Here is a 25,098-nt window from a genome sequence, read left to right on the forward strand (position 1 = left end):
GCTTTGCTACACGCTTCCTTCAGACCCCGCCTCACGACGACGCCCTTGCGTTTCGCTAGTCCTTCGCCCCATCAGGCTGGACAGGGGACTTGCACCCCCAAGCTGTTGCGCATGCTCGGCGCACAAAAAACACCCCGGCGGGCAAGCCCGGCCGGGGTATCTTTGGCGTTGTGCGTCGCCTGACGCGAACGGCCTGCCGGCCATTCGCGCCGCACACGGCTTAGCGTGCGCTGAGCGGCTTCGCTTCGCGCGGCGTGTCGCCGATGAAGAGCTGACGCGGACGGCCGATCTTCTGCTCCGGATCCGCAATCATTTCGTTCCACTGCGCGATCCAGCCGATCGTGCGTGCCATCGCGAAGATGCACGTGAACATCGACGTCGGGATGCCCAACGCGCGCTGGACGATGCCCGAGTAGAAGTCGACGTTCGGGTACAGCTTGCGCGACACGAAGTACTCGTCTTCCAGCGCGATCTTCTCGAGCTGCATCGCGAGCTTGAACAGCGGGTCGTCGTGCAGGCCCAGTTCGTTCAGCACTTCGTAGCACGTTTCGCGCATCAGCTTCGCACGCGGATCGTAGTTCTTGTACACGCGGTGACCGAAGCCCATCAGCTTCACGCCCGAGTTCTTGTCCTTCACCTGCTTGATGAATTCGGGGATGTTGTCCGGCGAGCCGATCTGCTCGAGCATGTTCAGCGCGGCTTCGTTCGCACCACCGTGCGCCGGGCCCCACAGACATGCGATACCGGCCGCGATACATGCGAACGGGTTCGCGCCCGACGAGCCGGCCAGGCGGACCGTCGACGTCGATGCGTTCTGCTCGTGGTCGGCGTGCAGGATCAGGATGCGGTCGAGCGCGCGGACGAGCACGTCGTTGACCTTGTATTCCTCGCACGGGTTCGCGAACATCATGCGCATGAAGTTCGCGCTGTACGACAGATCGTTCTGCGGGTACACGAACGGCTGGCCGATGCTGTACTTGTACGCCATCGCGACGAGCGTCGGCAGCTTCGCGACCATGCGGATCGCCGACACTTCGCGGTGACGCGCGTCGTTGATGTCGAGCGAGTCGTGGTAGAACGCCGACAGTGCGCCGACTGCAGCGACCAGGATCGCCATCGGGTGCGCGTCACGGCGGAAGCCGCGGAAGAAGAACTGCATCTGCTCGTGCACCATCGTGTGCTTCGTGACGGTCGCGACGAATTCCTTCTTCTGCGCTTCGTTCGGCAGTTCGCCCTTGAACAGCAGGTAGCAGGTCTCGAGGAAGTCGGCGTTTTGCGCGAGGTTGTCGATCGGGTAACCGCGATACAGCAGCTCGCCCTTGTCGCCGTCGATGTACGTGATCGCCGAGTTGCAGGATGCCGTCGACATGAAGCCCGGGTCATACGTGAACTTGCCGGTCTGGCCGTACAGCTTGCGGATGTCGATCACGTCCGGGCCCATCGTGCCCTTGTAGATCGGCAGTTCGACGCTCGGCGAATTGTCGCTGAACGATAGCGTGGCTTTTACATCAGACGGAGTCATGGCACATCCTCAATCGAAATTGGAAACGGGATTCGATAACGGGCGAAACGCGGTTAGACGTTGCGCAGCATCTCCAACAGCCGGCGGATATCCGGGCTGTCAAGGTCGCCTTCTGGTTCCTTGCGCGCGAGGAGCAAGTCCATCAGGTCGTTGTCGCTCAGATCGAGCAGGCGCGTCAGCGCGCCTACGTCTGCATCGGTGAGGTCATGCTCGTATCGGCTGAAGAAACGCTCGAAAACCAGATCGTTCTCCAGCAGACCCCGCCGCGCGCGCCAGCGGAGGCGCGCGCGGCGGTGCGGGTCGGATTGATGCGCGGTATCGCTCATCTCGGCACCCGCCGGGCCGCCCCAAGGGCGCCGACTCCCCCGCGGGGGGGAGCGAACGTCGTGAGCTTGGGGGTCGTCATATCAAACCGCACGGCGGACCATCAGTTCCTTGATCTTGCCGATCGCCTTCGTCGGGTTGAGGCCCTTCGGGCACACGTCGACGCAGTTCATGATCGTATGGCAACGGAACAGACGGTACGGATCTTCAAGGTTGTCGAGGCGCTCGCCGGTCGCCGTGTCGCGGCTGTCCGCGATGAAGCGGTAAGCCTGCAGCAGGCCCGCCGGGCCGACGAACTTGTCCGGGTTCCACCAGAAGCTCGGGCACGACGTCGAGCAGCTTGCGCACAGAATGCACTCGTACACGCCGTCCAGCTCGTCACGTTCCTGCGGCGACTGCAGGCGCTCCTTCTCGGGCGGCGGCGCGTCGTTGATCAGGTACGGCTTGATCGAGTGGTACTGGTTGAAGAAGTGCGTCATGTCGACGATCAGGTCGCGCACGACGGGCAGGCCCGGCAGCGGGCGCAGCACGATCTTCTGCGGCAGGTCGTTCAGGTTCGTCAGGCACGCGAGACCGTTCTTGCCGTTGATGTTCATCGCGTCCGAACCGCACACGCCTTCACGGCACGAGCGGCGGAACGACAGCGTCTCGTCCAGCGCCTTCAGCTTGACCAGCGCGTCGAGCAGCATGCGCTCATGCTGGATCTCCAGCTCGTACGACTGCATGCGCGGCGCCGCGTCCTTGTCCGGATCGTAGCGATAGATTTCAAAAATGCGTTTTGCCATTTCGGATTCCTTTGACTCGGCTTAGAACGTGCGCGGCTTCGGCGGCACGGAGTCGACCGTCAGCGGCTTCATTTGAACGGGCTTGTAGTCGAGGCGATCGCCTTCGCTGTACCACAGCGTGTGGCGCAGCCAGTTCTCGTCGTCACGGTGTTCGTAGTCGCTTTGCGCGTGCGCGCCGCGGCTTTCCTTGCGGGCTTCCGCCGACACCATCGTCGCGCGAGCGACTTCGATCAGGTTCTCCAGCTCGAGCGCTTCGACGCGCGCGGTGTTGAACACCTTCGACTTGTCCTTCAGGTGGATGTTGGCCACACGCTCCTTCAGGCCGGCCATCTCCTCGACGCCTTCCTTCAGCAGCGCCGACGTGCGGAACACACCTGCGTGCTTCTGCATCGTCGCACGGATGTCGTTCGCGACATCCTGCGTGTACTCGCCCGACGTCGACTTCTCGAGCTTGTTCAGGCGCGCGAGCGAGAACTCGCCGGCGTCTGCCGGCAGCGGCTTGTGATCGCGCTGGTTCTTCACGTGCTCGACGATGTGGTTGCCGGCCGCGCGGCCGAACACCACGAGGTCGAGCAGCGAGTTCGTGCCGAGGCGGTTCGCGCCGTGCACCGACACGCACGAGCATTCGCCCACTGCGTAGAAGCCGTTGATCGGCTCCTTGTGATCGCGCGACGTGCCGACGACCTGACCGTGGATGTTGGTCGGGATGCCGCCCATCTGGTAGTGAATCGTCGGGACGACCGGGATCGGTTCCTTGATGCAGTCGACGTTCGCGAACTTCAGCGCGATTTCGCGGATCGACGGCAGACGCTTCATGATCGTCTCGGCGCCGATGTGCGACAGGTCGAGCAGCACGTGGTCCTTGTTCGGACCGACGCCGCGGCCTTCCTTGATTTCCTGGTCCATCGAGCGCGACACGAAGTCACGCGGTGCGAGATCCTTCAGCGTCGGCGCATAGCGCTCCATGAAGCGCTCGCCGTTCGCGTTACGCAGGATGCCGCCTTCGCCGCGCACGCCTTCGGTGATCAGCACGCCCGCGCCGGCCACGCCGGTCGGGTGGAACTGCCAGAACTCCATGTCCTGCAGCGCGATGCCCGAACGGGCCGCCATGCCGAGGCCGTCGCCGGTGTTGATGAACGCGTTGGTCGATGCCGCGAAGATCCGGCCTGCGCCGCCCGTCGCGAACAGCGTGGTCTTGCCTTCGATGATGTAGACGTCGCCCGTTTCCATTTCGAGGGCCGTCACGCCGAGCACGTCGCCGTCCGCGTCGCGGATCAGGTCGAGCGCCATCCATTCGACGAAGAACTGCGTCTTCGCCGCGACGTTCTGCTGGTACAGCGTGTGCAGCAGCGCGTGACCGGTACGGTCGGCGGCCGCGCATGCGCGCTGGACAGGCTTCTCGCCGTAGTTCGCGGTGTGGCCGCCGAACGGGCGCTGGTAGATCGTGCCGTCCGCGTTGCGGTCGAACGGCATGCCGAAGTGCTCGAGTTCGTACACGACGTTCGGCGCTTCACGGCACATGAACTCGATCGCGTCCTGGTCGCCGAGCCAGTCGGAGCCCTTGATCGTGTCGTAGAAGTGGAAGTGCCAGTTGTCTTCGCTCATGTTGCCGAGCGACGCACCGATCCCGCCTTGCGCGGCGACCGTGTGCGAACGCGTCGGGAACACCTTCGACAGCACGCAGACCGACAGGCCCGCACGCGACAGTTGCAGTGCCGCACGCAAGCCGGAGCCGCCCGCGCCGACGATCACCACGTCGAACTTGCGACGCGGGAGGGAAGTTTTGATTGCAGCCATTCTTTACACTCTCCAGAGAATCTGCGCGGCGTAGCCCGCACATGCGAGCAGCCAGACGATGGTCAGCGATTGCAGCAGCAGGCGCACACCGACGGGCTTCACGTAGTCCATCCAGATGTCGCGCACGCCGACCCATGCGTGGTAGAAGAGGGAGAGCAGCATCACGAAGGTGGCGAGCTTCATCCATTGCGCGGAGAAGATCGACGCCCAGCCGTCGTACGAGAAATCGTGCGCGCCGAAGAACAGCACCAGCAGGATGACCGTGTAGACTGCCATGATCGTGGCCGTGACGCGTTGCGCGAGCCAGTCGCGCAGGCCATAGTGCGCGCCGACGACGAGGCGCTTCGAGCCGATTCGGTTGTTGGCTGCCATTTTCTTAGAATGCTCCGAACAGTTTGAGGGCCATGGCGATCGTCAGCGCGATCGAGATGACGAACACGACCGCAGCCGTCTTCTTGCCGCTTTCCTTCGTGACCGCGTCGTGGTTGACGTCCATCAGCAAGTGACGGATGCCGGCGCAGAAGTGGTGGAAGAACGCCCAGGACAGCGCGAGGACGATCAGCTTGACGATGACGCTGGAGAGGAATTGCTTGAAGCCTTCGAAGCTGAGTTCGGAGGTGAGACTCTGGTCGAAGAGGTAAAGCAGGAACGGAAGGAACAGGAACAGCAGCGCACCGCTGACTCGATGGAGAATCGACAAAATCGCCGCCAGAGGCATGCGATATTTCATCGTGATGTCGCCGAATCCGATGTTCCGGTATTCCGGCCTCGGCTTTCTTACTGCGTCAGTCATGCTAGACCCCTACTTATGTTGTCACACTAATCCGCGATTTTAGCGCCTTTTTATATCGCGCTGCAGCGAAAACCTGCTCTGGATCGTTACGCAAACGCGAACAATGGCGGCCCCAAACGTGCTTCGCGGACAATGGGGAACGCGAATGCACGAGACACGAGCCGATATATCTGCATCATCAGCTCAAGTCGTTCTGATAGTAATACCCGGTCGTGACATACCAGCCGCGCCGCACTTCCACCGGCCGGTCACCATATGTATAGGACACGCGCTCGACAGACAGCAAAGGAAAGCCGGGCGGCACGTGCAGCTGGTCGGCCACCGCCGGCTCCGCCGCCACCGCGCGGATCTTCTCGGATGCCCGGATCATGCGCGTGCCGAACTCCGTTTCGAACATCGCGTAGAGCGGCCCCTTGTACTCGCTGAGCCGCTCGAACGTCAGCCCGCGGAACATCGTGCCCGGCAGCCAGATCTCGTCCAGCACCGTCGCCTCATTCTCGAATTCGAGCAGGCGCCGCACCTGCACGACCGGGTCGGCCGGCTTCAGGTCGAGCTGGCGGGCGATCTCGGCCGGCGCGCGCAGCCGCCGGCACTCGAGCAGGCGGCTCACGTGCGGATGCTCGGCGCCATCGTCGGCGAGCAGGCGCAGGAAGCGGAATTGCGCGCGATCTTCATTGTGCGTCGCAACAAAAGTCCCCTTGCCCTGCCGGCGCACTACGAGGTTCTCGGCGGCCAGTTCGTCGATCGCCTTGCGCACGGTACCCTGGCTGACCTTGAAGCGGGCCGCGAGCTCGACCTCGCTCGGGATGATCTCGCCCGGCTTCCATTCGCCCGATTCGAGACTCTGCGTGATCAATGCCTTGATCTGCTGGTATAAAGGACTGAATGTCGGCGACGGCGATGGCGTCGACGCGGGCTCGCCGGCAGCCGGCTGCCCTGGGCCGCCTGCGCCGGTCGGATTCGCGTTGTTCGCCTGGTTCGATGTCATGGCGCGCATTTCATCACAAACCCATGTTTTCCGTCCACACAAATTCAGCAAAACATCTGTCTTATATAAGACATATGATACCGTTTGACTTTGCGCCTTTCGACTCCTAAACTCCGGGTCGAGCAAGGGTTCGCGGGTGTCAAGGCGCGTCCCCGGCCACGTGCCTCGGCCCGTCTCCAGGTTCACCGCGCATGCAACCGCGAGTCCTCCGCCCTGCTTCAAAGCAACGTTTCGCGTAACGCGCATAGAATGGCGTTTTCCCGAGCGTCCCACGCTTCACCCGTCCTGGAGAATTTCAATGGCTAAGCCCGCAAAGCGCGTTGCCGTCACCGGCGCCGCAGGTCAAATCGCTTACTCGCTGCTGTTCCGCATCGCGAACGGCGACCTGCTCGGCAAGGACCAGCCGGTCATCCTGCAACTGCTCGACCTCCCGCAAGCCCAAGCCGCCGTCAAAGGCGTCGTGATGGAACTGGATGACTGCGCGTTCCCGCTGCTGGAAAGCGTCGTGATCACCGACGACCCGAAGGTCGCCTTCAAGGATGCAGACGTCGCACTGCTGGTCGGCGCCCGTCCGCGCTCGAAGGGCATGGAGCGCAAGGACCTGCTGTCGGCGAACGCCGAGATCTTCACGGTACAGGGCGCGGCCCTGAACGAAGTCGCGAGCCGCGACGTGAAGGTGCTGGTGGTCGGCAACCCGGCCAACACGAACGCATACATCGCAATGAAGTCGGCGCCGGACCTGCCGAAGAAGAACTTCACGGCCATGCTGCGCCTCGACCACAACCGCGCGCTGTCGCAGCTCGCGGCCAAGTCGGGCAAGCCGGTCGCATCGATCGAGAAGCTCGCGGTGTGGGGCAACCACTCGCCGACGATGTACCCGGATTTCCGCTTCGCGACCGTCGAAGGCGAATCGCTGCTGAACCTGATCAACGACGACGAATGGAACCGCAACACGTTCATCCCGACCGTCGGCAAGCGCGGCGCGGCGATCATCGAAGCGCGCGGCCTGTCGTCGGCAGCGTCGGCAGCGAACGCGGCAATCGACCACGTGCGTGACTGGGTGCTCGGCACGAACGGCAAGTGGGTCACGATGGGCATTCCGTCGGACGGTTCGTACGGCATCCCCGAAGACATCATCTACGGCGTGCCGGTCGTGTGCGAAAACGGCGAATACAAGCGCATCGAAGGCCTCGAGATCGATGCATTCTCGCGCGAGAAGATGGACGGCACGCTGGCCGAGCTGCTCGAAGAGCGCGACGGCGTTGCTCACCTGCTGAAGTAACGCGCTGACCGGGCCGCCCTCGGGCAGCCCGGTTGCGACACGGGCCATGGGCCGGCGGCCACCCGCCGCCGGCCTTTGGCCCGTATTGCCCCGATCCGATCCGGACGCGTTTTGCCGCCCGCACGCACGATCCAGGTGCGGCACAGGCCCAGAACGTGCCCGAATCCGATTTTTCCACGTTGGCCCGCTTCCTGGACGCAGAAGAAGATGTCCGCGCTCTCCCCTGCAGAAGTGCTGTACGACGGTGCGGCTCCGCCCGCGATCCTGCCATGCTGCGACCACTACGCGGGCAGCGAAAAGCTGATGCGCAAGTCGCTCGCGCTGCAGGCCGAGCTGGGCCCCGTATTCGATATCACGCTCGATTGCGAGGACGGCGCCGCCGTCGGCCAGGAAGCCGCGCACGCGGAACTGGTCGCCGCCACGCTCGGCAGCGCAGAGAACCGCTACGGGCGGGTCGGCGCACGGATCCACGATTTTTCCCACCCGCACTGGCGCGACGACGTGCGCATCATCCTGCGCGCGCCGCGCCCGCCCGCCTACCTGACGCTGCCGAAGATCGCGAATGCGGCCGACGCGGCCGAGATGTGCGCGTTCATCGAAGGCACGCGCCGCGAACTGGGCGTCGCCCGGCCGATTCCGGTCGACGTGCTGGTCGAGACGCATGGCGCGCTCGCGCAGGCGGCCGCCCTCGCCGCGCTGCCGCTCGTCGGCACGCTGAGCTTCGGCCTGATGGATTTCGTGTCCGCGCACCATGGCGCGATCCCCGATTCGGCCATGCGCTCGCCCGGCCAGTTCGAGCACCCGCTCGTGCGGCGCGCGAAGCTCGAGATCGCCGCCGCCTGCCACGCGCACGGCAAGACGCCGTCGCACAACGTGACGACGGAAGTGCGCGACATGAGCGTCGTCGCGAACGACGCGCGCCGCGCGCGCGACGAGTTCGCGTTCACGCGGATGTGGAGCATCCATCCGGCGCAGATCCGGCCGATCGTCGACGCATTCGCGCCGCGCACCGACGAGGTCGCGCTCGCGGCCGAGATCCTGCTGGCCGCGCAGGCCGCCGACTGGGGGCCGACGCGCCACGGCGACACGCTGCACGACCGCGCGAGCTACCGCTATTACTGGTCGGTGCTGCGCCGCGCGCGGGCGACCGGCCAGCCGGTGCCCGCCGAAGCGGAGCCGCTGTTCGGCCCGGCCGCTGCGGGAGATACGCCGTGAGCGTGCGCCGCCGGCCGGCCGAAACAGTCTTTCACACCTCGGCCGGGGCGCGGACCGCACGGCCGGCCGAGAAACCACAAAAAACGTAACGGAGCCTGAAAACCTGAAATATGCGCGGCCAAATAGGCGAAAATAGCGGCCGCTGCGCGCTTCCGGGGCGCGTGCAGTTTCAACCCGGCCGACGGCCCTGGCCGCCGGCCTTTGCTAACTGATTTTCGAAAGGTTCTGACTCCATGAAGAAACTCCTGATCGCTACCGCCATCGGCGCCTTGTCCGCCACGATGCTGCTGTCGGCTCCGAGCGCGTTCGCCCAGGAAGCGGCCACGACCGCGAAGAAGGCAACGGCGAAGCGCCCGGCACCGAAGAAGCGCCTGATTCCGCGCAGCAAGAAGGCGCAAGCGCGCGCCGCAGCGAAGGTCGATGCGGTACCGGACGGCTCGGTCAAGTGGGCGTGCAAGGACGGTCTGTCGTTCAACCTCGCCGGCGACATGAAGCGTGACCAGGTCGTCACGGTCCACTGGGCGCAGAAGAACTACAAGCTGCCGCGCGAGCAGACGACGACCGGCGCGGACGTGTTCTACGATCCGGCGAACGGCTTCAAGCTGGTCGTGATCCCGAGCAAGGCAATGCTGTTCAGCGACGCGAACGGCGGCGAGCGCCTCGCGGACGAGTGCGTGACGCCGGAAATGGCGCAAGGCACGCCGGCGCCGACGCAGTCGAACGAGCTGAAGAACAACTAATCCCGCTCACGCAGGCACCTCGATGTCCGCGCCAACCTCCAACGTCCGCCCTGCCCCGGATCCGGTACTCGTCGATATCGTCGACTACGTGCTGAATGCGGGGATCGACAGCGCGCTCGCGCTGGACACTGCGCGTCATTGCCTGATCGACACGCTCGGCTGCGGACTCGAGGCGCTGTCCTATCCGGCCTGCACCAAGCTTCTGGGCCCTGTCGTGCCCGGCACGATCGTGCCGAACGGCGCGAAGGTGCCCGGCACGTCGTTCCAGCTCGATCCGGTCCAGGCCGCGTTCGACATCGGCGCGATGATCCGCTGGCTGGACTTCAACGACACCTGGCTCGCCGCCGAATGGGGCCACCCGTCCGACAACCTGGGCGGGATCCTGGCGACGGCCGACTGGCTGTCACGTACTGCCGTCGCGGCCGGCAAGACGCCGCTCGCGATGCGCGACGTGCTGGCCGCGATGATCAAGGCCCACGAGATCCAGGGCTGCATCGCGCTCGAGAATTCATTCAACCAGGTCGGGCTCGACCACGTGCTGCTCGTCAAGGTCGCGTCGACCGCCGTCGTCGGCCAGCTGCTCGGCCTCACGCGCGACGAGCTGATCAACGCGGTATCGAACGCGTTCGTCGACGGCCATGCGCTGCGCACCTACCGCCACGCGCCGAACACGGGTTCGCGCAAGTCGTGGGCGGCCGGCGACGCGACGTCGCGCGCGGTGCGCCTCGCGCTGATCGCGAAGACGGGCGAAATGGGCTACCCGTCGGCGCTGAGCGCGCAGACCTGGGGTTTCTACGACGTGCTGTTCAAAGGGCAGCCGTTCCGCTTCCAGCGTCCGTACGGCACCTACGTGATGGAGAACGTGCTGTTCAAGATCGCGTTCCCCGCGGAATTCCACGCGCAGACCGCGGCCGAGGCCGCGATGCAGCTGCACGCGCAGCTCGCCGCGGCGGGGAAATCGACCGACGACATCAGCCGGATCACGATCCGCACGCACGCGGCGGCAATCCGGATCATCGACAAGCAGGGGCCGCTCGCGAACCCGGCCGATCGCGACCACTGCATCCAGTACATGGTCGCGGTGCCGCTGCTGTTCGGCCGGCTGACGGCGGCCGACTACGAGGACGCGGTCGCCGCGGACCCGCGCATCGACGCGCTGCGCGCGAAGACGGTGTGCGTCGAGGACCCGCAGTTCACGATGGATTACCACGACCCCGACAAGCGATCGATTGCGAATGCGCTGACGATCGAGTTCGCGGACGGATCGAAGCTTGCCGAAGTGGTGGTCGAGTATCCGATCGGCCACAAGCGACGCCGTGCCGACGGCATCCCGCTGCTGATCGAGAAATTCAGGACCAACCTCGCCCGCCGCTTCCCGGCAAAGCAGCAACAAGCGATTCTCGACGTGTCGCTGGACCAGGCAGAGCTCGAAGCGATGCCGGTCAATGAGTACGTCGACTTGTATGTGATATAGCCGTCAGATACAGGATTATTCTTTCCTAGCCTTAAACCCAGGAAAATCACCATGGCCCACAATCTGCACAAGACCCTCAAGGAATTCGACAGCGGTTCCGGCAAAGGCAAGTTCTACTCGCTGCCGCAACTCGGCAAGGAACTGAAGACGAAGATCGAGCGCCTGCCGGTGTCGATCCGTATCGTGCTCGAGTCCGTGCTGCGCAACTACGACGGCAAGAAGATCACCGAGGAACACATCGAGCAGCTCGCGAACTGGCAGCCGACCGCGAAGCGTGTCGACGAAATCCCGTTCGTCGTGTCGCGCGTCGTGCTGCAGGATTTCACGGGCGTGCCGCTGCTCGCCGACATCGCGGCCATGCGCGGTGTCGCGAAGCGCGCGGGCAAGAACCCAAAGAAGATCGAGCCGCTGGTCCCGGTCGATCTCGTCGTCGACCACTCGGTCCAGATCGACTACTTCGCGCAGAAGGACGCACTCGATCTGAACATGAAGCTGGAATTCCAGCGCAACAACGAGCGCTACCAGTTCATGAAGTGGGGCATGCAGGCGTTCGACACGTTCAAGGTCGTGCCGCCGGGCATCGGCATCGTCCACCAGGTGAACCTCGAGTACCTCGCGCGCGGCGTCCACAAGAAGAAGGACGCGGACGGCACGGTCTACTACCCGGACACCCTGGTCGGCACGGACAGCCACACGACGATGATCAACGGCATCGGCGTGGTCGGCTGGGGCGTGGGCGGCATCGAGGCGGAAGCCGGCATGCTCGGCCAGCCCGTGTACTTCCTGACGCCGGACGTCGTCGGCGTCGAGCTGAAGGGCCAACTGCGCGAAGGCGTGACGGCCACCGACCTCGTGCTGACCATCACCGAAATGCTGCGCAAGGAAAAGGTCGTCGGCAAGTTCGTCGAGTTCTTCGGTGAAGGCACGAAGACGCTCGCGCTGCCGGACCGCGCGACGATCGCGAACATGGCGCCGGAATACGGCGCGACGATGGGCTTCTTCCCGGTCGACGAGAAGACGATCGACTACTTCAAGGGCACGGGCCGCACGAAGGCGGAAATCGCCGCGTTCGAAAACTACTTCAAGGCGCAGGACCTGTTCGGCATTCCGAAGGCCGGCGACATCGACTACTCGAAGACGCTGACGCTGGATCTCGCCACGGTCGCGCCGTCGCTGGCAGGCCCGAAGCGTCCGCAGGACCGCATCGAGATCGGCCACGTCAAGTCGACGTTCACCGACCTGTTCTCGAAGCCGGTCGCGGAAAACGGCTTCGCGAAGAAGTCGGAAGACCTGGGCGCCGAATACACGACGAGCAACGGCGTCAACGTGAAGAACGGCGACGTGCTGATCGCCGCGATCACGTCGTGCACGAACACGTCGAACCCGAGCGTGCTGCTGGCTGCCGGCCTGCTCGCGAAGAAGGCCGTCGAAGCCGGCCTGACCGTCGCGCCGCACATCAAGACGTCGCTCGCCCCGGGGTCGCGCATCGTCACCGAGTACCTGACGAAGACGGGCCTCTTGCCCTACCTCGCAAAGCTCGGCTTCGAAGTCGCCGCCTACGGCTGCACGACCTGTATCGGCAACGCGGGCGACCTGACGCCGGAACTGAACGAAGCGATCACGAAGAACGACATCGTCGCGGCAGCCGTGCTGTCGGGCAACCGTAACTTCGAAGCGCGTATCCACCCGAACATCCGCGCGAACTTCCTGGCGTCGCCGCCGCTCGTCGTCGCGTACGCGATCGCCGGCAATATCACGCGCGACCTGATGACCGAGCCGGTCGGCCAGGGCAAGGGCGGCAAGGACATCTACCTCGGCGACATCTGGCCGACGAGCGACGAAATCCACGCGCTGCTCAAGTACGCGCTCGATCCGAAGAAGTTCGAGGACAACTACTCGAAGCTGACCAAGAAGGGCGACCTCTGGAGCAAGATCGAGGGCGAGACGGGCCAGGTCTACGACTGGCCGACGTCGACGTACATCGCGGAGCCGCCGTTCTTCGGCAAGGACTTCTCGATGGAACCGACCGACGCGATCGTCACGGTCAAGGGCGCGCGCGCGCTCGGCATCTTCGGCGATTCGGTCACGACCGACCACATCAGCCCGGCAGGCTCGATCAAGGAAGACTCGCCGGCAGGCAAGTGGCTGAAGGAGAACGGCGTGCAGAAGGCCGACTTCAACAGCTACGGCTCGCGCCGCGGCAACCATGACGTGATGATGCGCGGCACGTTCGCGAACGTCCGGATCAAGAACCTGATGATCCCGGCGAAGGCAGACGGCACCCGCGTCGAAGGCGGCCTGACGATCCACCAGCCGAGCGGCGAGCAGCTGTCGATCTACGACGCGGCGATGAAGTACATCGACGCCGACACGCCGACCGTCGTGTTCGCGGGCGAAGAGTACGGCACGGGCTCGTCGCGCGATTGGGCCGCGAAGGGCACGCAACTGCTCGGCGTGAAGGCCGTGATCGCACGCAGCTTCGAGCGGATCCACCGTTCGAACCTGGTCGGCATGGGCGTGCTGCCGCTGCAGTTCAAGGGCGCGGACAGCATCCAGTCGCTCGGCATCACCGGCGACGAAACGTTCGACATCGAAGGCCTCGGCGACGACTTCAAGCCGCAGCAGGACGTCACGCTCGTGATCAACGGCAAGGACGGCGAAACGAAGCGCGTGCCGGTGCTGCTGCGCATCGATACGCCGATCGAAGTGGACTACTACAAGCACGGTGGTATCCTGCCGTTCGTGCTTCGCTCGCTGCTCGCAGCGTAAGCGCTCCGCTTTTGCAGGTGCCGCACCGCTTCGGCGGCTGCGGCCGATTTGGAAGCCCGGTCTCGTACCGGGCTTTTTTTTCGAACGTGCAGTCAGTCGAGTATTTACTCTAATTTGCGGGCCGCCTGCGCTCGCCGAAAGTCGTCCGAAAGACTGTGTTCCACAGTTCGGAACACCCCGGTGGCAACCGCCCCTTTTTTCATCTGCCCGCGTCGACGCGCCGCCCGGTCCGCACGCATCGCCCACCACTATCCACGGGGTGAATCATGATGAACGATGGCACCGGCCGGCGCGCTACGCGAGGCGGCGAGCCGCGGCGCGAATTTTCTCCCTCAGCCACGCTTGCGCCGGCGCGCTATCGTGGCGCCGATGCCAGTACATCGACCAATGAAAGCCCGTCGACGAAAACGGCAGCGCCTTGAGCACCAACCCGTCTTCCGCAAAGCATCGGGCCATGCGCAGGCAGCCGCGCCGTCAGTCAGCAAAACGAAAGCTTGCGTGTCGCCGTGCTGCGCGCGGCGACGCATTCAGCGCCGCGCCGAACGGCGCAGCGCCTTGCCGTCAACGCACCGCCCGCGCCGCATTGCGCCCGCGCAGCCATTCGAGCGCGAGCAGCAGGCTCGTCGAAAAGACGATCAGGATCGTCGCGAGCGCGGCGATCGTCGGGCTGATGTTCTCGCGAATCCCGGTAAACATCTGGCGCGGCAGCGTCGTCTGGTCGGCGCCCGCGAGGAACAGCGTGACCACCACTTCGTCGAACGACGTCGCGAACGCGAACAGCGCGCCCGACATCACGCCCGGCGCGATCACCGGCAGCGTGATGCGGAAGAACGTCGTGACCGGGTTCGCGCCGAGCGACAGGCTCGCGCGCACGAGGTTGTGGTTGAAGCCCTGCAGCGTCGCGGCGACCGTCGTGACGACGAACGGCACGCCGAGCGCCGCATGCGCGCAGATCAGCCCCGTATAGGTGTTCGCGAGGCCGAGCGGCGCGAAGAACAGGTACATGCCGACGCCGACCACGACCACCGGCACGATCATCGGCGACAGCAGCACGGCCATCAGCAGCCCCTTGCCGCGGAAGTCGGACTTCGTGAGGCCGATCGCGGCGAGCGTGCCGAGCACGGTCGCGACGACGGTCGCCGACGGCGCGACGATGAAGCTGTTCTTCGCGGCCATCCGCCACTCGTCGGACGCGATCAGGTTCTCGTACCAGCGCGTCGAGAAGCCCGGAATCGGATAGACGAGAAACGTGCTCGACGAAAACGACAGCGGCACGATCGCGAGCACCGGCAGGATCAGGTACAGCAGCGTCAACACGACGAGCACGCGCAGCGCGACGTACCACGCGCGTTCGACGAACGACATGTGCGGCGCGAACAGCGGCCTGGCGAGCAGTTTCATGGTCGAATCCCCTTCCCTTGTTCGTGGTTGCGCGTGCTCAGCCGAGGCTCACGTTCGAGCGCGTGAAGCGGCCATACACCGCGTACAGCACGAGCGTCGCGGCGAGCAGCAGTCCGCCGAGCGCACACGCCATGCCCCAGTTGATCGTCACGTTCGTGAAGTACGCGACGTAGTAGCTGACCATCTGGTCGTTCGGCCCGCCGAGCAGCGCCGGCGTGATGTAGTAGCCGATCGCGAGGATGAACACGAGCAGCGCGCCCGCGCCGATGCCCGGATAGGTCTGCGGCACGTACACACGCCAAAACGCGGCGAACGGATGGCTGCCGAGCGAGATCGCCGCACGCTGGTAGGTCGGCGGGATCGCCTTCATCACGCTGAAGAGCGGCAGGATCATGAACGGCAGCAGGATGTGCGTCATCGAGATGTACACGCCGACGCGGTTGAACAGCAGCGCGAGCGGCTGCGAGATCAACCCGCTGCCGAGCAGCGCCTTGTTGACGAGCCCTTCGCTCTGCAGCAGCACGATCCACGCGGCGACGCGCACCAGCACCGACGTCCAGAACGGAATCAGCACGAGGATCATCACGAGGTTCGCGCGCCGCTCCGACAGCGTCGAGATCCAGTACGCGAGCGGATAGCCGAGCAGCAGCGCGAACAGCGTCACCGCGAAGCCGATCAGCAGCGTGCGGCCGAAGATCGCGAGATAGATCGACTGGTCCGGATCGGCGGGCACGACGTGGCCGAAGCCGTCCTGCTTGTGATCGAGCGAGGCGAGCAGGTAGAACGGCGAGTACGCGCTGCCATTCTTCGCGATCGCCTGCCAGTAGGTCGGCTCGCCCCAGCGCGAATCGAGCTCGACGAGCTTGCCGCGAATCTGCGCGGGCGTGAGCGGCTGCCCGTTGTCGCCCGCGAGCGGCATTGCGCGCGCGGTCTTCGCGACGAGCGAGCGGTAGCCGGGAATCTCGGTGTTGAGCCGCCGCGCGAGCGCACCCATCGCCTCGCTGTCCGCGACCTTCGCCATGTCGGCGGCAAGCGCCACGTAAGCCGCGTCGGCGGGCGGCGCCTTGCGGTCCCAGCCGGACAGCGCGGCGACCGTCTTCGGCAGCGCGGTCGCGATTTCCGGATTCTGCACCGCGCGCGTCAGCAGCGCGCCGATCGGCACGACGAAGATCAGCAGCAGGAAGACCGCGAGCGGCGCGACCAGCAGCAGCGCCATCGCGCGCTTTTTGGCTTCGGCGGTCTTCAGTTCGCGTTTCAGCGCGGCAGTCGACTGCGTCGACGAAGAGGTAGCGATCGTCATCGTATTCAACGGTTCTCTCCGGCCGGACCGGGAATCCGGCGGCGTGCCGCGCGAAGCGCCGCGATGCGGGCGCGTCGCGCGGCCGGTTGCGTCAGGACTGCGACGCGCTTACTTCGAGGCCCATGCCGAGAAGCGTTGTTCGAGCTCGTCGCTGTGGTCGGTCCAGAAACCGATATCCTGCAGCACCGCGTTCTTGCCGTTGCTCGGCGAGTTCGGCAGGTTCGCGAGCGTCTTCGCGTCGAGCGCCTTGATCGCGGCGACGCTCGCGGGGCCGTACGAGATGTTGTGCGCGTAGTCCTGCTGCGGCTTCGACGTCAGCGTGTACGCGATGTACTGCTCGGCCAGCGCCTTGTTCGGCGAGCCCTTCGGAATCGCCCAGAAGTCGAGATCGTAGATGCTGCCGTTCCAGACCACCTTCAGGTTCTTGCCTTCCTTCTGCGCGGCGCTGATGCGGCCGTTGTACGCGGTCGACATCACGACGTCGCCGGCGACGAGGAACTGCGGCGGCTGCGCGCCAGCTTCCCACCACTGGATGTTCGGCTTCAGCTCGTCGAGCTTCTTGAACGCGCGGTCCTGGCCGGCCTTCGTGCCGAGCACCTTGTAGACGTCCTTCGGCGCGACGCCGTCGGCCATCAGCGCGAACTCGAGGTTGTAGCGCGCGCCCTTGCGCATCCCGCGCTTGCCCGGGAATTTCTTCACGTCCCAGAAATCGGCCCAGCTCGTCGGCGCAGTCTTCAGCTTGTCCGCGTTGTACGCGAGCGCCGTCGACCACACGAAGAAGCCGACGCCGCAGGTCTGCGGCGATTCCGGAATCAGGTCGGACTTCTTCGCGATCTTCGCCCAGTCGAGCTTCTCGTACAGCCCTTCGTCGCAGCCGCGGTTCAGGTCGCCCGATTCGACCTCGACCACGTCCCAGTTGACGTGCTTCGCCTCGACCATCGCCTTCACTTTCGCCTGCTCGCCGTTGTATTCGACGGCGGTGACCTTGTTGCCGGTCGACTTCTCGAACGGCTGGTTGAACGCGACCTTCTGCGCGTCGCCGTTCGCGCCGCCGAAGTTGACGACGGTGATCTCGGCCGCCGAAGCGGATGCGCCGAACACCGCCAGCGCCAGTGCGAACGCCGTGCGGCGCGCCGTGAAGCTTGCTCGATTCATGATGGTTCCTCTCGTGGTGGAAGTGAGCCGTTCTTGTGGACGACGTGCTGTGAAAAAGCGTGAAGCGGTGATTACGCGAATACGCGCAGATGTTCCGGCGCGAACGCGAGGCCGACCGGCGCGCCGGGCGAAAACGCGTCGAGCGCGCCGGTGCCGAGCGGCACCTTGACGAAGCATTCGTCCTGCCCCGGCAGCGCGCAGCGCATGCGCACGTGATCGCCGAAATAGATCAGGCTGCGGGCCTCGCCGGCAAGCCGGTTCGCAGCCGCGCCGTTCGCGTGGCCGTTGCCGTCGTGCTGCATGAGGCTCATCCGCTCGGGACGGATGCACGCAACCGCCGGTGCGCCCGCCGCCGCGTTGCCGATGTTGCGGCCGACGAGCTTCGTGCCGTCGTCGAGATGGAATTCGCAGAACTCGCCGTCGACGCGCGCGACGGTGCCGCGCAGCCGGTTGCTGTCGCCGATGAAGTTCGCGACGAATTCGTTGCACGGCGATTCGTACAGGCGATCGACGGTGTCGAGCTGCTGCACGATGCCCTTGTCGAACACGGCGACGCGGTCCGACATCGTCAGCGCCTCGCCCTGGTCGTGCGTCACGTAGACGAAGGTCACGCCGAGCTTCTCGTGCAGCGCCTTCAGTTCGTACTGCATGTGTTCGCGCAGCTGCTTGTCGAGCGCGCCGAGCGGCTCGTCCATCAGCACGAGCTTCGGCTCGAACACGAGTGCGCGCGCCAGTGCGATGCGCTGCTGCTGGCCGCCCGACAGTTGCGCCGGGTAACGCTTCGCAAAGCGCTCCATCTGCACCATCTTCAGCGCATGCGCAACACGCTCGGCGCGCTCGCCGGCCGGCAGCTTGCGCACCGTCAGCGGATACGCCACGTTCTGCTCGACGGTCAGGTGCGGGAACAGCGCATAGTTCTGGAACACCATGCCGATGTTGCGCTTGTGCGGCGGCACGTGGTTCAGCAGCTCGCCGTCGAGCCGGATCTCGCCGCCCGTCGGGAATTCGAAGCCGGCCAGCATCATCAGGCAGGTCGTCTTGCCGGAGCCGGACGGCCCGAGCAGCGTCAGGAATTCTCCCCGGTAGATGTCGAGGTCGAGCGACTTCACGACGAGCGTTTCGCCGTCGTAGGTCTTCCGCACACCGCGGAAACTGACGATCACTTCATCGGTCTTCATCGTGGCTGTCCCCTGCGTTGTGACAGATCTCATTGAGTTGTAGACGACTATACGGCGCGCACGGTTCTACAATAGGGAACCATTTCAATATTCCCGGTGGAACCACTTTGGATACCGTGATCCTTGCCGACTGGCTCTCCGCCCGCCTCGACCGCGGCTCGTCCGAGCCGATGTATCGCCAGCTGCTGCAGCAGATGCAGCAAGCGATCCTGACCGGGGAATTGGGGCCAGGAACCAAACTTCCCAGCTCGCGCACGCTCGCCGCCGACCTGTCGATCGCGCGCAATACCGTGCTGCACGTGTACGACCAGCTCACCGCCGAAGGCTACGTGCTGACGACCACCGGCAGCGGCACCTATGTTGCCGATACGCGCCCGGACGCCGCGGCGATGCGGGCGCCGGGCGGCGCACTGCCGCCCCCTTCCGCCGGCGATGCGGCGCTGCAGCACGACGACGCGCAGACCGCCCTGTCGATGCGCGGCCGGCAGCTGATCGAGCACGCCGGCGTGTCGCGGCGCCAGTGGGGCGCGTTCATGCCGGGCGTGCCGGACGTATCGGAATTCCCGAGCCGCCAGTGGAGCCGCCTGCAGGCGCGGTTGTGGAAGGAAGCGAACCCGGAGCTGCTGACGTATGCGCCGGGCGGCGGCTACCGGCCGCTGCGGCGCGCGCTCGCCGATTACCTGCGCGTCGCGCGCTCGGTGAAGTGCTCGCCGGACCAGGTGATCATCACGACGGGCATCCACCAGTCGATCGATCTCGCGGTGCGCCTGCTGTCCGACATCGGCGATCGCGCGTGGGTCGAAGAGCCCTGCTACTGGGGCGCGCGCAGCGTGCTGCAGGCGGCCGGGCTGACGCTCACGCCGGTGCCCGTCGACCAGGAGGGGCTCGACCCGCGCGCGAGCGACCTGCAGCATCCGCCGCGGCTCGTGCTCGTCACGCCATCGCACCAGTATCCGCTCGGGATGGTGATGAGCCTCGCGCGGCGCCGCATGCTGCTCGAATATGCGCGGCAGCATCGCTGCTGGATCATCGAGGACGACTACGACAGCGAGTTCCGCTACGGCAGCCGGCCGCTCGCGTCGCTGCAGGGGCTCGACGAAGGCGGGCGCGTGATCTACGTCGGCAGCCTCGGCAAGATGCTGTTCCCAGGCTTGCGGATGGGCTACATGGTCGTGCCCGAGCATCTCGTCGACACGTTCCGCACCGGTTTGTCGGAGCTGTATCGCGAAGGCCAGCTGATGCAGCAGGCGGTGCTCGCCGAGTTCATCATGGACGGCTATCTGACCTCGCACGTGCGGCGCATGCGCACGCTGTACGGCGAGCGGCGGCAGTTGCTGATCGACGCGATTCATGCGCGCTTCGGCGACGCGCTGCCGGTGATGGGCGACGAAGCGGGCCTGCATCTCGTGCTCGGCCTGCCCGAATCCTGCGACGATCGCGCGATCACGCAGAGCGCATTCGACGCCGGCGTGATCGTGCGGCCGCTGACGGGCTACTACAGCAGCCCGGCCACCGCGCGTCCGGGCCTGCTGCTCGGCTACGCGTGCGTTGCACACGACGTCATCGGCCCGGCGTTCGATACGCTCGCGATGACGATCGAGCAACACCTGCCGACGCGCGTCACGCGCGCGGCGTGAGCCGGTTTGCCGCGCCCGCCGGGCGTTCGATTGCGACGGTGCGTTCTGTTGCCACGGCGCGTTCTGTTGCGATCGCGCGTTCTATCGCGACGGCACGGCCGCCGCGCCGCGATCGAGCGACGCCGCGCGCAACGCTTCGCCCGGCTTCGTGAACAGGCGCAGCCGCAGCGCCGCGACCTGCGCGTCGCGATCCTGCGGCGACAACCCTGCCGCATCGATCTGCGCGCGCTGCGCCGCATAGTCCGCGTAACGGCTCTGCCACACGCCGTCGTCCTGCTGCAGGCGCGCGACGCGCTCGGCAACCTGCGGCCCGAGCGACTGCGTCAATTGCGCACGCATCGCATCCGGCGTCGCGCCCGCTTGCTGCAGTTGCGCGATCTGCGCGAGCGCGGCCTGCTGCCGCGCGATGCGCTGCTGCCCGGCGCGCTCGTCGGCCGGCAGCTGCTGGTCGAGCGCCGCGAGCCGCTCGGCCTTCTGCGCGTCGGTCAACGTGCGGTCCTGCGTGATCTTCAGCCGCGCGAGATCGTAGCGCTGACGCCATTGTTCCGCACCGAAGAACGGTTCGCTCCAGTCGCCGAGCGTCCGGTACGCGATCGACGCGCGCTGGTCGAGCGCGAGCTGCAGCGCGCCGACGTCGAACTTGTTCGGCACGCCGCCCGCATCCGGCAGCTTTGCGAGCGCGGCCAGATAAGCGCGGTAGCGGTGCCAGACGTCGAGCGCTTCCCCCTGCGCGACCGTGGCGTCGAGCTGCGCGGCGATCTCGCGCTCGACGAGCGCATCGAGCGCGGCCGCGCTCAGGTCGCTCTGCGCGGTCAGGCAGAAGTCGAAGAAATCACGCACCGCGCGCACTTTCGCGAGATGGCCGGCCGGATCGAGCGGCAGGCGCGGCGCGCTCGATCCGGCGAGCGACGCCGGCAGGCTCGCGCCGTCCGGCGCGACCGCCGCCGGCATCGCGCCGGCCGTGCCGCCGGCCGTCGCCGCATCGCCGGCCAGATGCCCGGCGTGCGGGCCGCGCGGCATGGCCACACCGTGCCACAGCGCGAGGCCAACCGCCACGATCGCCACGATCGCCGCGACCGCACCCACGGCCGCATAGGCTGCGACGCGCCGCACGAGCGGCGCGCGTCCTTCGCGTGCGGCCATCGATCACACGCCCGCGAGTTTCAGCCGGTTCGCATGCGTGCGGATCACCGCGACCGGATCCTCCGCATATGCGCCGCGCACGCCGAGCAGCTGGTTGATCTCGTCGACGTGGTTCCACTTGTAGCTCGTGCTCAGCACCTGCCCGAACAGCGCGCTGCACTTCGACACGACGCCGTCGTTCTGGCCCGCGCCGCGATTGACCATCACCGTGCCGCTGCCGAGCAGCGCGAGCGTCGAAGGATCGAGCGCATTCGCCGGATCGACGACAGGGATCGTGCTCGCGTCCTGCGCGCCCGTGACCCCGAACGCCGAAATCGTCGGCTGAATCGCGGTGCCGGCCCACGAATACAGCAGATGCGTGTTGCCGCCGACCGTCTCCGTCGCCGCACCGGTCTGGCACGAGCCGGGCGCGCCGAGGCCCGCGCTCGGATAGTTCTGGTTGAATGTCGCGGCCTGCGACGTGGTCAGCGTCTTCAGCGCGGCGAGCGCGTCCTGGTTGGTATTGAGCGTGCTGCTCGTCAGGATGCCGAACACATTAACGAAGGCCGCGATCACCGACGACGACAAACCGGTCGGGTCATAGGCGAGCACGCCCTGCACGAAATCGGCGAATTCCGAGCCGCGGTGCGGCGTGCCGATCGTCGTCACCGATGCGACGAGCTCCGGCGCGACGGCGGCAACGTAGCGCGACGTCAGCCCGCCCTGGCTGTGGCCGACCAGGTTGACCTTGGTCGCGCCTGTCGCGGCCAGCACCTGCTTCACGTACGCGAGCAACTGTTCGCCGCGGCCATTCGGGCCGTCGTCGCTCTGGTAGCCCGACAGGTTCGCGACGTAGACCGTCGCGCCGCGCTGCTGCAGATCCTCCTGGATGCCGTACCAGTACTCGAGCACGCCGGCGTACCGGTCGGTGCCCGTCAGCCCGTGCACGAGAATGATCGGGTACTGCGTCGCCGCATAATCGTCTGCCGGCGCGGTCGCCGCTGCCGCCGCGCGCGTCGTCGCTGCCGTCATCGCCGCGGTCAGCCCTGCGAACGGCGCTGCGCTCATCGCGCATGCCACTGCCCCTGCCACCACCCTCGAACGCATCGATCTGGCCATGCATGTTCTCCTGTTGTTTTGTCCTGCTGGTGCGAGTGAGATCGTGTCGGCGCCGCAGTCGCGCTCGAGTGCGCCGATGCGTCGACTGCGGGAGTGAAACACGACTGGCCAACGTTTGCGCCCCCTCTAGATACGGTTCTCTAATCGGTTGACGCGGGCGGCCCGATCCGGCGGGGCGCCGCCCGCGCAAACGCATGCTGCGCTGCACACGCAGCATGCGCGGCGCTTACATCTTCGCGCTGACCCGCACCCACGCGGTGCGGCCCGGCTCGGTCACCGGCGTGTTGGCCGCGTAGCCGAAGCCCGCGTTGCCCGCGAGGTTCAGATGCTCCGTGTAGGCCTTGTCGAGCAGGTTGTCGATGCCGACGGACAGCTGCACGGTCTTGCTGAGGTTGTATTGCGCATGCAGCGACAGCACACCGAAGCCCGCACTCGGACCGAAATCCTTGCCGACGACGTTGCCCTCGTTCAGCGCAACGCGACGCTGCGGTGCAACGACCCGCCACAGCCCGCCGGCCGACCATGCGCCGCGCGTGTACTCGACCCCGAAGCGCGCCTCGAGCGGCGGCATCTGCGGCAGCGGATCGCCGCTCGCCACGTTGCGCCCCCACGCATACGCGAGCGACGTCTCGACGCGCAACGGCGCGACCGGCCGCCAGGCGACGCCCGCCTCGCCGCCCATGATCTGCGCATTGACGTTGGTCGCCTGCGTGGTCGTGCCCATCATGCCGGCCGAGTAATTGAACAGGATGAAGTCCTGTACGTAGCCCGCGTACGCCGACACCCACGCGTCGAGCCGGTCGCTCCGGTACTGCGCGCCGATGTCGAGCTGCGTCGTCTTCTCGGGCTTGATCGCCGAGAACGCATTGACCGCACCGTCCGGCCCGCGCTTCGCGGAGAACAGCTCCCAGTAGTCGGGAAAGCGCTCCGCATGGCCGATCCCCGCGTACCACGTGACCGGCAGTGCCGCGAGATCCCGCTCGTAGCGGATGAAGCCGCTCGGCAGCACGCGGGAGCGGTCGTCGTCGAACGTCGGGTTCGGCTTGCCCATCATGCCGCCCGTCGTCGGCCGCTTGTCGCGCGCGCTCGCATAGTCGACGCGCGCGCCGCCGATCACGCGCGACGCATCGCTCGCATTCCAGGTCAGCTCGCCGAATGCGCCCGTGTTCCACATCGTCGTCTGCGCGTTCCATGGCTTGTCCGCGTAGTTCTGGCGGCCCATCGCCGAGCGCGAATCGAGCTGGTTCGACTGCGCGTCGACGCCCGCGACGAGCTTGAAATCGTCGGCGAAACGGAACGTCGCCGCGGCCCGTGCGCCGAACGTGCGCCGCCGTACTTCCGACGCCATCCGCATCGGCATGCTGCTCGTCGGGTCGGGCTGCCGCAACGTGTAGTTGTCCATCACGTGATCGGCTTCGTTGTAGTACACGCGCGCCTCGACCCGATCGAGCACGTCGCCGATGTGCTGCTTGTCGAACGACAGGCCGAACGTCTCGCGGCGGAAATGCGCGCCGTCCATCCCGCGGCCCGCGTAGCGCGCATAACCGTCGCCGCCGCCCGCCGTCAGCTCGACGCGCGTGTGGGCGTCGGGCGTCCAGCCGAACGCGGCGTCCGCATTCCACTTGTCCCACTGCGACGGCACCGTGCGGCCGTTGCCGTCCTCGTAGTCGTTCGAATGCGCGTGATTCGCGGTCACGCGGCCGTACACGTCCGGCGTGCCGGCCGTCACGTCGAGGTTCTGGTCGTTGCGGCCGAACGAGCCGCCCACGAGACTGCCGTCGAAACGCATGCCGGGCTTGTCGAAGCGCCGCGTCGTGCGCTCGAACAGCACCGTGCCGGCCGACGCGCCGGGGCCGTACAGCACCGTCTGCGGCCCCTTCACGACGGTGAGCTTGTCGTAGCTTTCCGGCGCGATGTACGACGTCGGCGCGTCCATCCGGCCCGGACACGCGCCGAGCGTCGGCATCCCGTTCGCGAGGATGTTCAGCCGCGAGCCGAACATCCCGCGCAGCACCGCGTCGCCGTTCGTACCGCCGCTGCGGATCGACGCGAAACCCGGAATCGTCTTCAGGTAATCCGCGCCGTCGCTGGCGGGCAGCGGCTGGCGCGGCGTCTTCGGATTGGTGACGATGACGAGCGGCGTCGTCAGCGGCGACGCGACGACCTCGATCGGCGGCAGCATCGGTGCCGCGTCGGCCTGCGCGGCCGGGTTCGTGTCGGCTGCACGCGCGGCCCCGCTTGTTGCCCCGCTTGTTGCCCCGCTTGTTGCCCCGGTGGTGGCCTCGGTTGTGGCCCCGCTTGTGGCCCCGGTTGCGGCGCACGCCGCGGTCATCGCGCCGGCGGCCAGCGCCGGCATCGTGAGTTTCAACAACAGCGGCGCACGCCGCGAACCAATATTGCGCAGCGCCGATTGCGCGCGCAATTGAAGAATGATCATGATCGAAAGCCCGAGTAACGCCCTCCACGCGATCGACGGATCGCACGGATATCGGCGGAA

20 protein-coding genes are annotated in these 25,098 nt (G+C 66.2%); 6 read left to right on the forward strand and 14 right to left on the reverse strand.

Translation table 11 applies throughout. From position 1 onward, the window contains the following. Nucleotides 1-220: 220 nt before the first annotated feature. The 7 genes from gltA to DID96_RS32330 all read right to left on the reverse strand — a co-directional run bounded on the left by gltA (nt 221) and on the right by DID96_RS32330 (nt 6,209). Nucleotides 221-1,522 (reverse strand): citrate synthase, encoded by a 1,302-nt coding sequence (gltA, locus tag DID96_RS32300; RefSeq protein ID WP_124603275.1) that lies wholly within the window; start codon nt 1,520-1,522, stop codon nt 221-223. 53 nt (nt 1,523-1,575) lie between these two features. Continuing rightward, nucleotides 1,576-1,848, reverse strand: a complete 273-nt coding sequence (locus DID96_RS32305) for a succinate dehydrogenase assembly factor 2 (RefSeq protein WP_124603276.1) — start codon at nt 1,846-1,848, stop codon at nt 1,576-1,578. An 81-nt stretch (nt 1,849-1,929) separates the two neighbouring features. Next, complete coding sequence (locus tag DID96_RS32310; RefSeq protein ID WP_124603277.1) at nt 1,930-2,631, reverse strand: succinate dehydrogenase iron-sulfur subunit; 702 nt, start codon at nt 2,629-2,631, stop codon at nt 1,930-1,932. A 21-nt stretch (nt 2,632-2,652) separates the two neighbouring features. Beyond that, the gene (sdhA, locus tag DID96_RS32315) at nt 2,653-4,428 is read right to left on the reverse strand and encodes a succinate dehydrogenase flavoprotein subunit (protein ID WP_124603278.1); all 1,776 of its coding nucleotides are present in this window, start codon (nt 4,426-4,428) and stop codon (nt 2,653-2,655) included. A 3-nt stretch (nt 4,429-4,431) separates the two neighbouring features. After that, nucleotides 4,432-4,800: a succinate dehydrogenase, hydrophobic membrane anchor protein gene (gene sdhD / locus DID96_RS32320; protein WP_124603279.1), complete on the reverse strand. Its 369-nt coding sequence runs from the start codon at nt 4,798-4,800 to the stop codon at nt 4,432-4,434. Nucleotides 4,801-4,804: 4 nt separating this feature from the next. Next, nucleotides 4,805-5,221: a succinate dehydrogenase, cytochrome b556 subunit gene (sdhC, locus tag DID96_RS32325; RefSeq protein ID WP_124603280.1), complete on the reverse strand. Its 417-nt coding sequence runs from the start codon at nt 5,219-5,221 to the stop codon at nt 4,805-4,807. A gap of 178 nt (nt 5,222-5,399) precedes the next feature. Further along, complete coding sequence (locus DID96_RS32330) at nt 5,400-6,209, reverse strand: GntR family transcriptional regulator (RefSeq protein WP_221624630.1); 810 nt, start codon at nt 6,207-6,209, stop codon at nt 5,400-5,402. Between the two features lie 298 nt (nt 6,210-6,507). Here DID96_RS32330 and DID96_RS32335 point away from each other — a divergent pair, with 298 nt between their 5' ends. From DID96_RS32335 to acnA, 5 genes are all read left to right on the forward strand, one after another. Then, nucleotides 6,508-7,491 (forward strand): malate dehydrogenase, encoded by a 984-nt coding sequence (locus DID96_RS32335; RefSeq protein WP_124603282.1) that lies wholly within the window; start codon nt 6,508-6,510, stop codon nt 7,489-7,491. Nucleotides 7,492-7,698: 207 nt separating this feature from the next. After that, nucleotides 7,699-8,706 (forward strand): CoA ester lyase, encoded by a 1,008-nt coding sequence (locus DID96_RS32340; RefSeq protein WP_124603283.1) that lies wholly within the window; start codon nt 7,699-7,701, stop codon nt 8,704-8,706. Between the two features lie 233 nt (nt 8,707-8,939). Further along, nucleotides 8,940-9,446, forward strand: coding sequence for a hypothetical protein (locus tag DID96_RS32345; RefSeq protein ID WP_124603284.1), 507 nt, complete (start codon nt 8,940-8,942; stop codon nt 9,444-9,446). Between the two features lie 22 nt (nt 9,447-9,468). After that, on the forward strand, nt 9,469-10,920 hold the full coding sequence (locus DID96_RS32350; RefSeq protein WP_124603285.1) for a bifunctional 2-methylcitrate dehydratase/aconitate hydratase: 1,452 nt from the start codon (nt 9,469-9,471) through the stop codon (nt 10,918-10,920). Between the two features lie 51 nt (nt 10,921-10,971). Next, the gene (acnA, locus tag DID96_RS32355; protein ID WP_124603286.1) at nt 10,972-13,689 is read left to right on the forward strand and encodes an aconitate hydratase AcnA; all 2,718 of its coding nucleotides are present in this window, start codon (nt 10,972-10,974) and stop codon (nt 13,687-13,689) included. 561 nt (nt 13,690-14,250) lie between these two features. Here acnA and DID96_RS32365 read toward each other — a convergent pair. The 4 genes from DID96_RS32365 to DID96_RS32380 form a co-directional block, all read right to left on the reverse strand. Next, a complete protein-coding gene (locus DID96_RS32365; RefSeq protein WP_124603287.1) occupies nt 14,251-15,090 on the reverse strand; it encodes an ABC transporter permease in 840 nt (279 codons plus the stop codon). Between the two features lie 37 nt (nt 15,091-15,127). Continuing rightward, entirely contained in the window at nt 15,128-16,399 is a 1,272-nt protein-coding gene (locus DID96_RS32370) for an ABC transporter permease (protein WP_124603288.1), read from the reverse strand. Nucleotides 16,400-16,498: 99 nt separating this feature from the next. Then, nucleotides 16,499-17,545, reverse strand: a complete 1,047-nt coding sequence (locus tag DID96_RS32375; RefSeq protein WP_124603289.1) for an ABC transporter substrate-binding protein — start codon at nt 17,543-17,545, stop codon at nt 16,499-16,501. 71 nt (nt 17,546-17,616) lie between these two features. Continuing rightward, complete coding sequence (locus tag DID96_RS32380; protein ID WP_124603290.1) at nt 17,617-18,723, reverse strand: ABC transporter ATP-binding protein; 1,107 nt, start codon at nt 18,721-18,723, stop codon at nt 17,617-17,619. Nucleotides 18,724-18,830: 107 nt separating this feature from the next. Between DID96_RS32380 and DID96_RS32385 the strand changes: the two genes are divergently transcribed. Beyond that, on the forward strand, nt 18,831-20,360 hold the full coding sequence (locus tag DID96_RS32385) for a PLP-dependent aminotransferase family protein (RefSeq protein ID WP_124603291.1): 1,530 nt from the start codon (nt 18,831-18,833) through the stop codon (nt 20,358-20,360). Between the two features lie 81 nt (nt 20,361-20,441). Here the strand turns inward: DID96_RS32385 and DID96_RS32390 are convergent, their stop codons facing one another. From DID96_RS32390 to DID96_RS32400, 3 genes are all read right to left on the reverse strand, one after another. Continuing rightward, on the reverse strand, nt 20,442-21,503 hold the full coding sequence (locus DID96_RS32390) for a lipase secretion chaperone (RefSeq protein ID WP_124603292.1): 1,062 nt from the start codon (nt 21,501-21,503) through the stop codon (nt 20,442-20,444). 3 nt (nt 21,504-21,506) lie between these two features. Then, nucleotides 21,507-22,601: a triacylglycerol lipase gene (locus DID96_RS32395; RefSeq protein WP_124603293.1), complete on the reverse strand. Its 1,095-nt coding sequence runs from the start codon at nt 22,599-22,601 to the stop codon at nt 21,507-21,509. A 226-nt stretch (nt 22,602-22,827) separates the two neighbouring features. After that, on the reverse strand, nt 22,828-25,038 hold the full coding sequence (locus DID96_RS32400; RefSeq protein WP_124603294.1) for a TonB-dependent copper receptor: 2,211 nt from the start codon (nt 25,036-25,038) through the stop codon (nt 22,828-22,830). Nucleotides 25,039-25,098 lie beyond the last annotated feature (60 nt).

Origin of the sequence: Burkholderia sp. Bp8963, assembly GCF_003854275.1 — a bacterium.
In the GTDB taxonomy this organism is placed as follows: domain Bacteria; phylum Pseudomonadota; class Gammaproteobacteria; order Burkholderiales; family Burkholderiaceae; genus Burkholderia.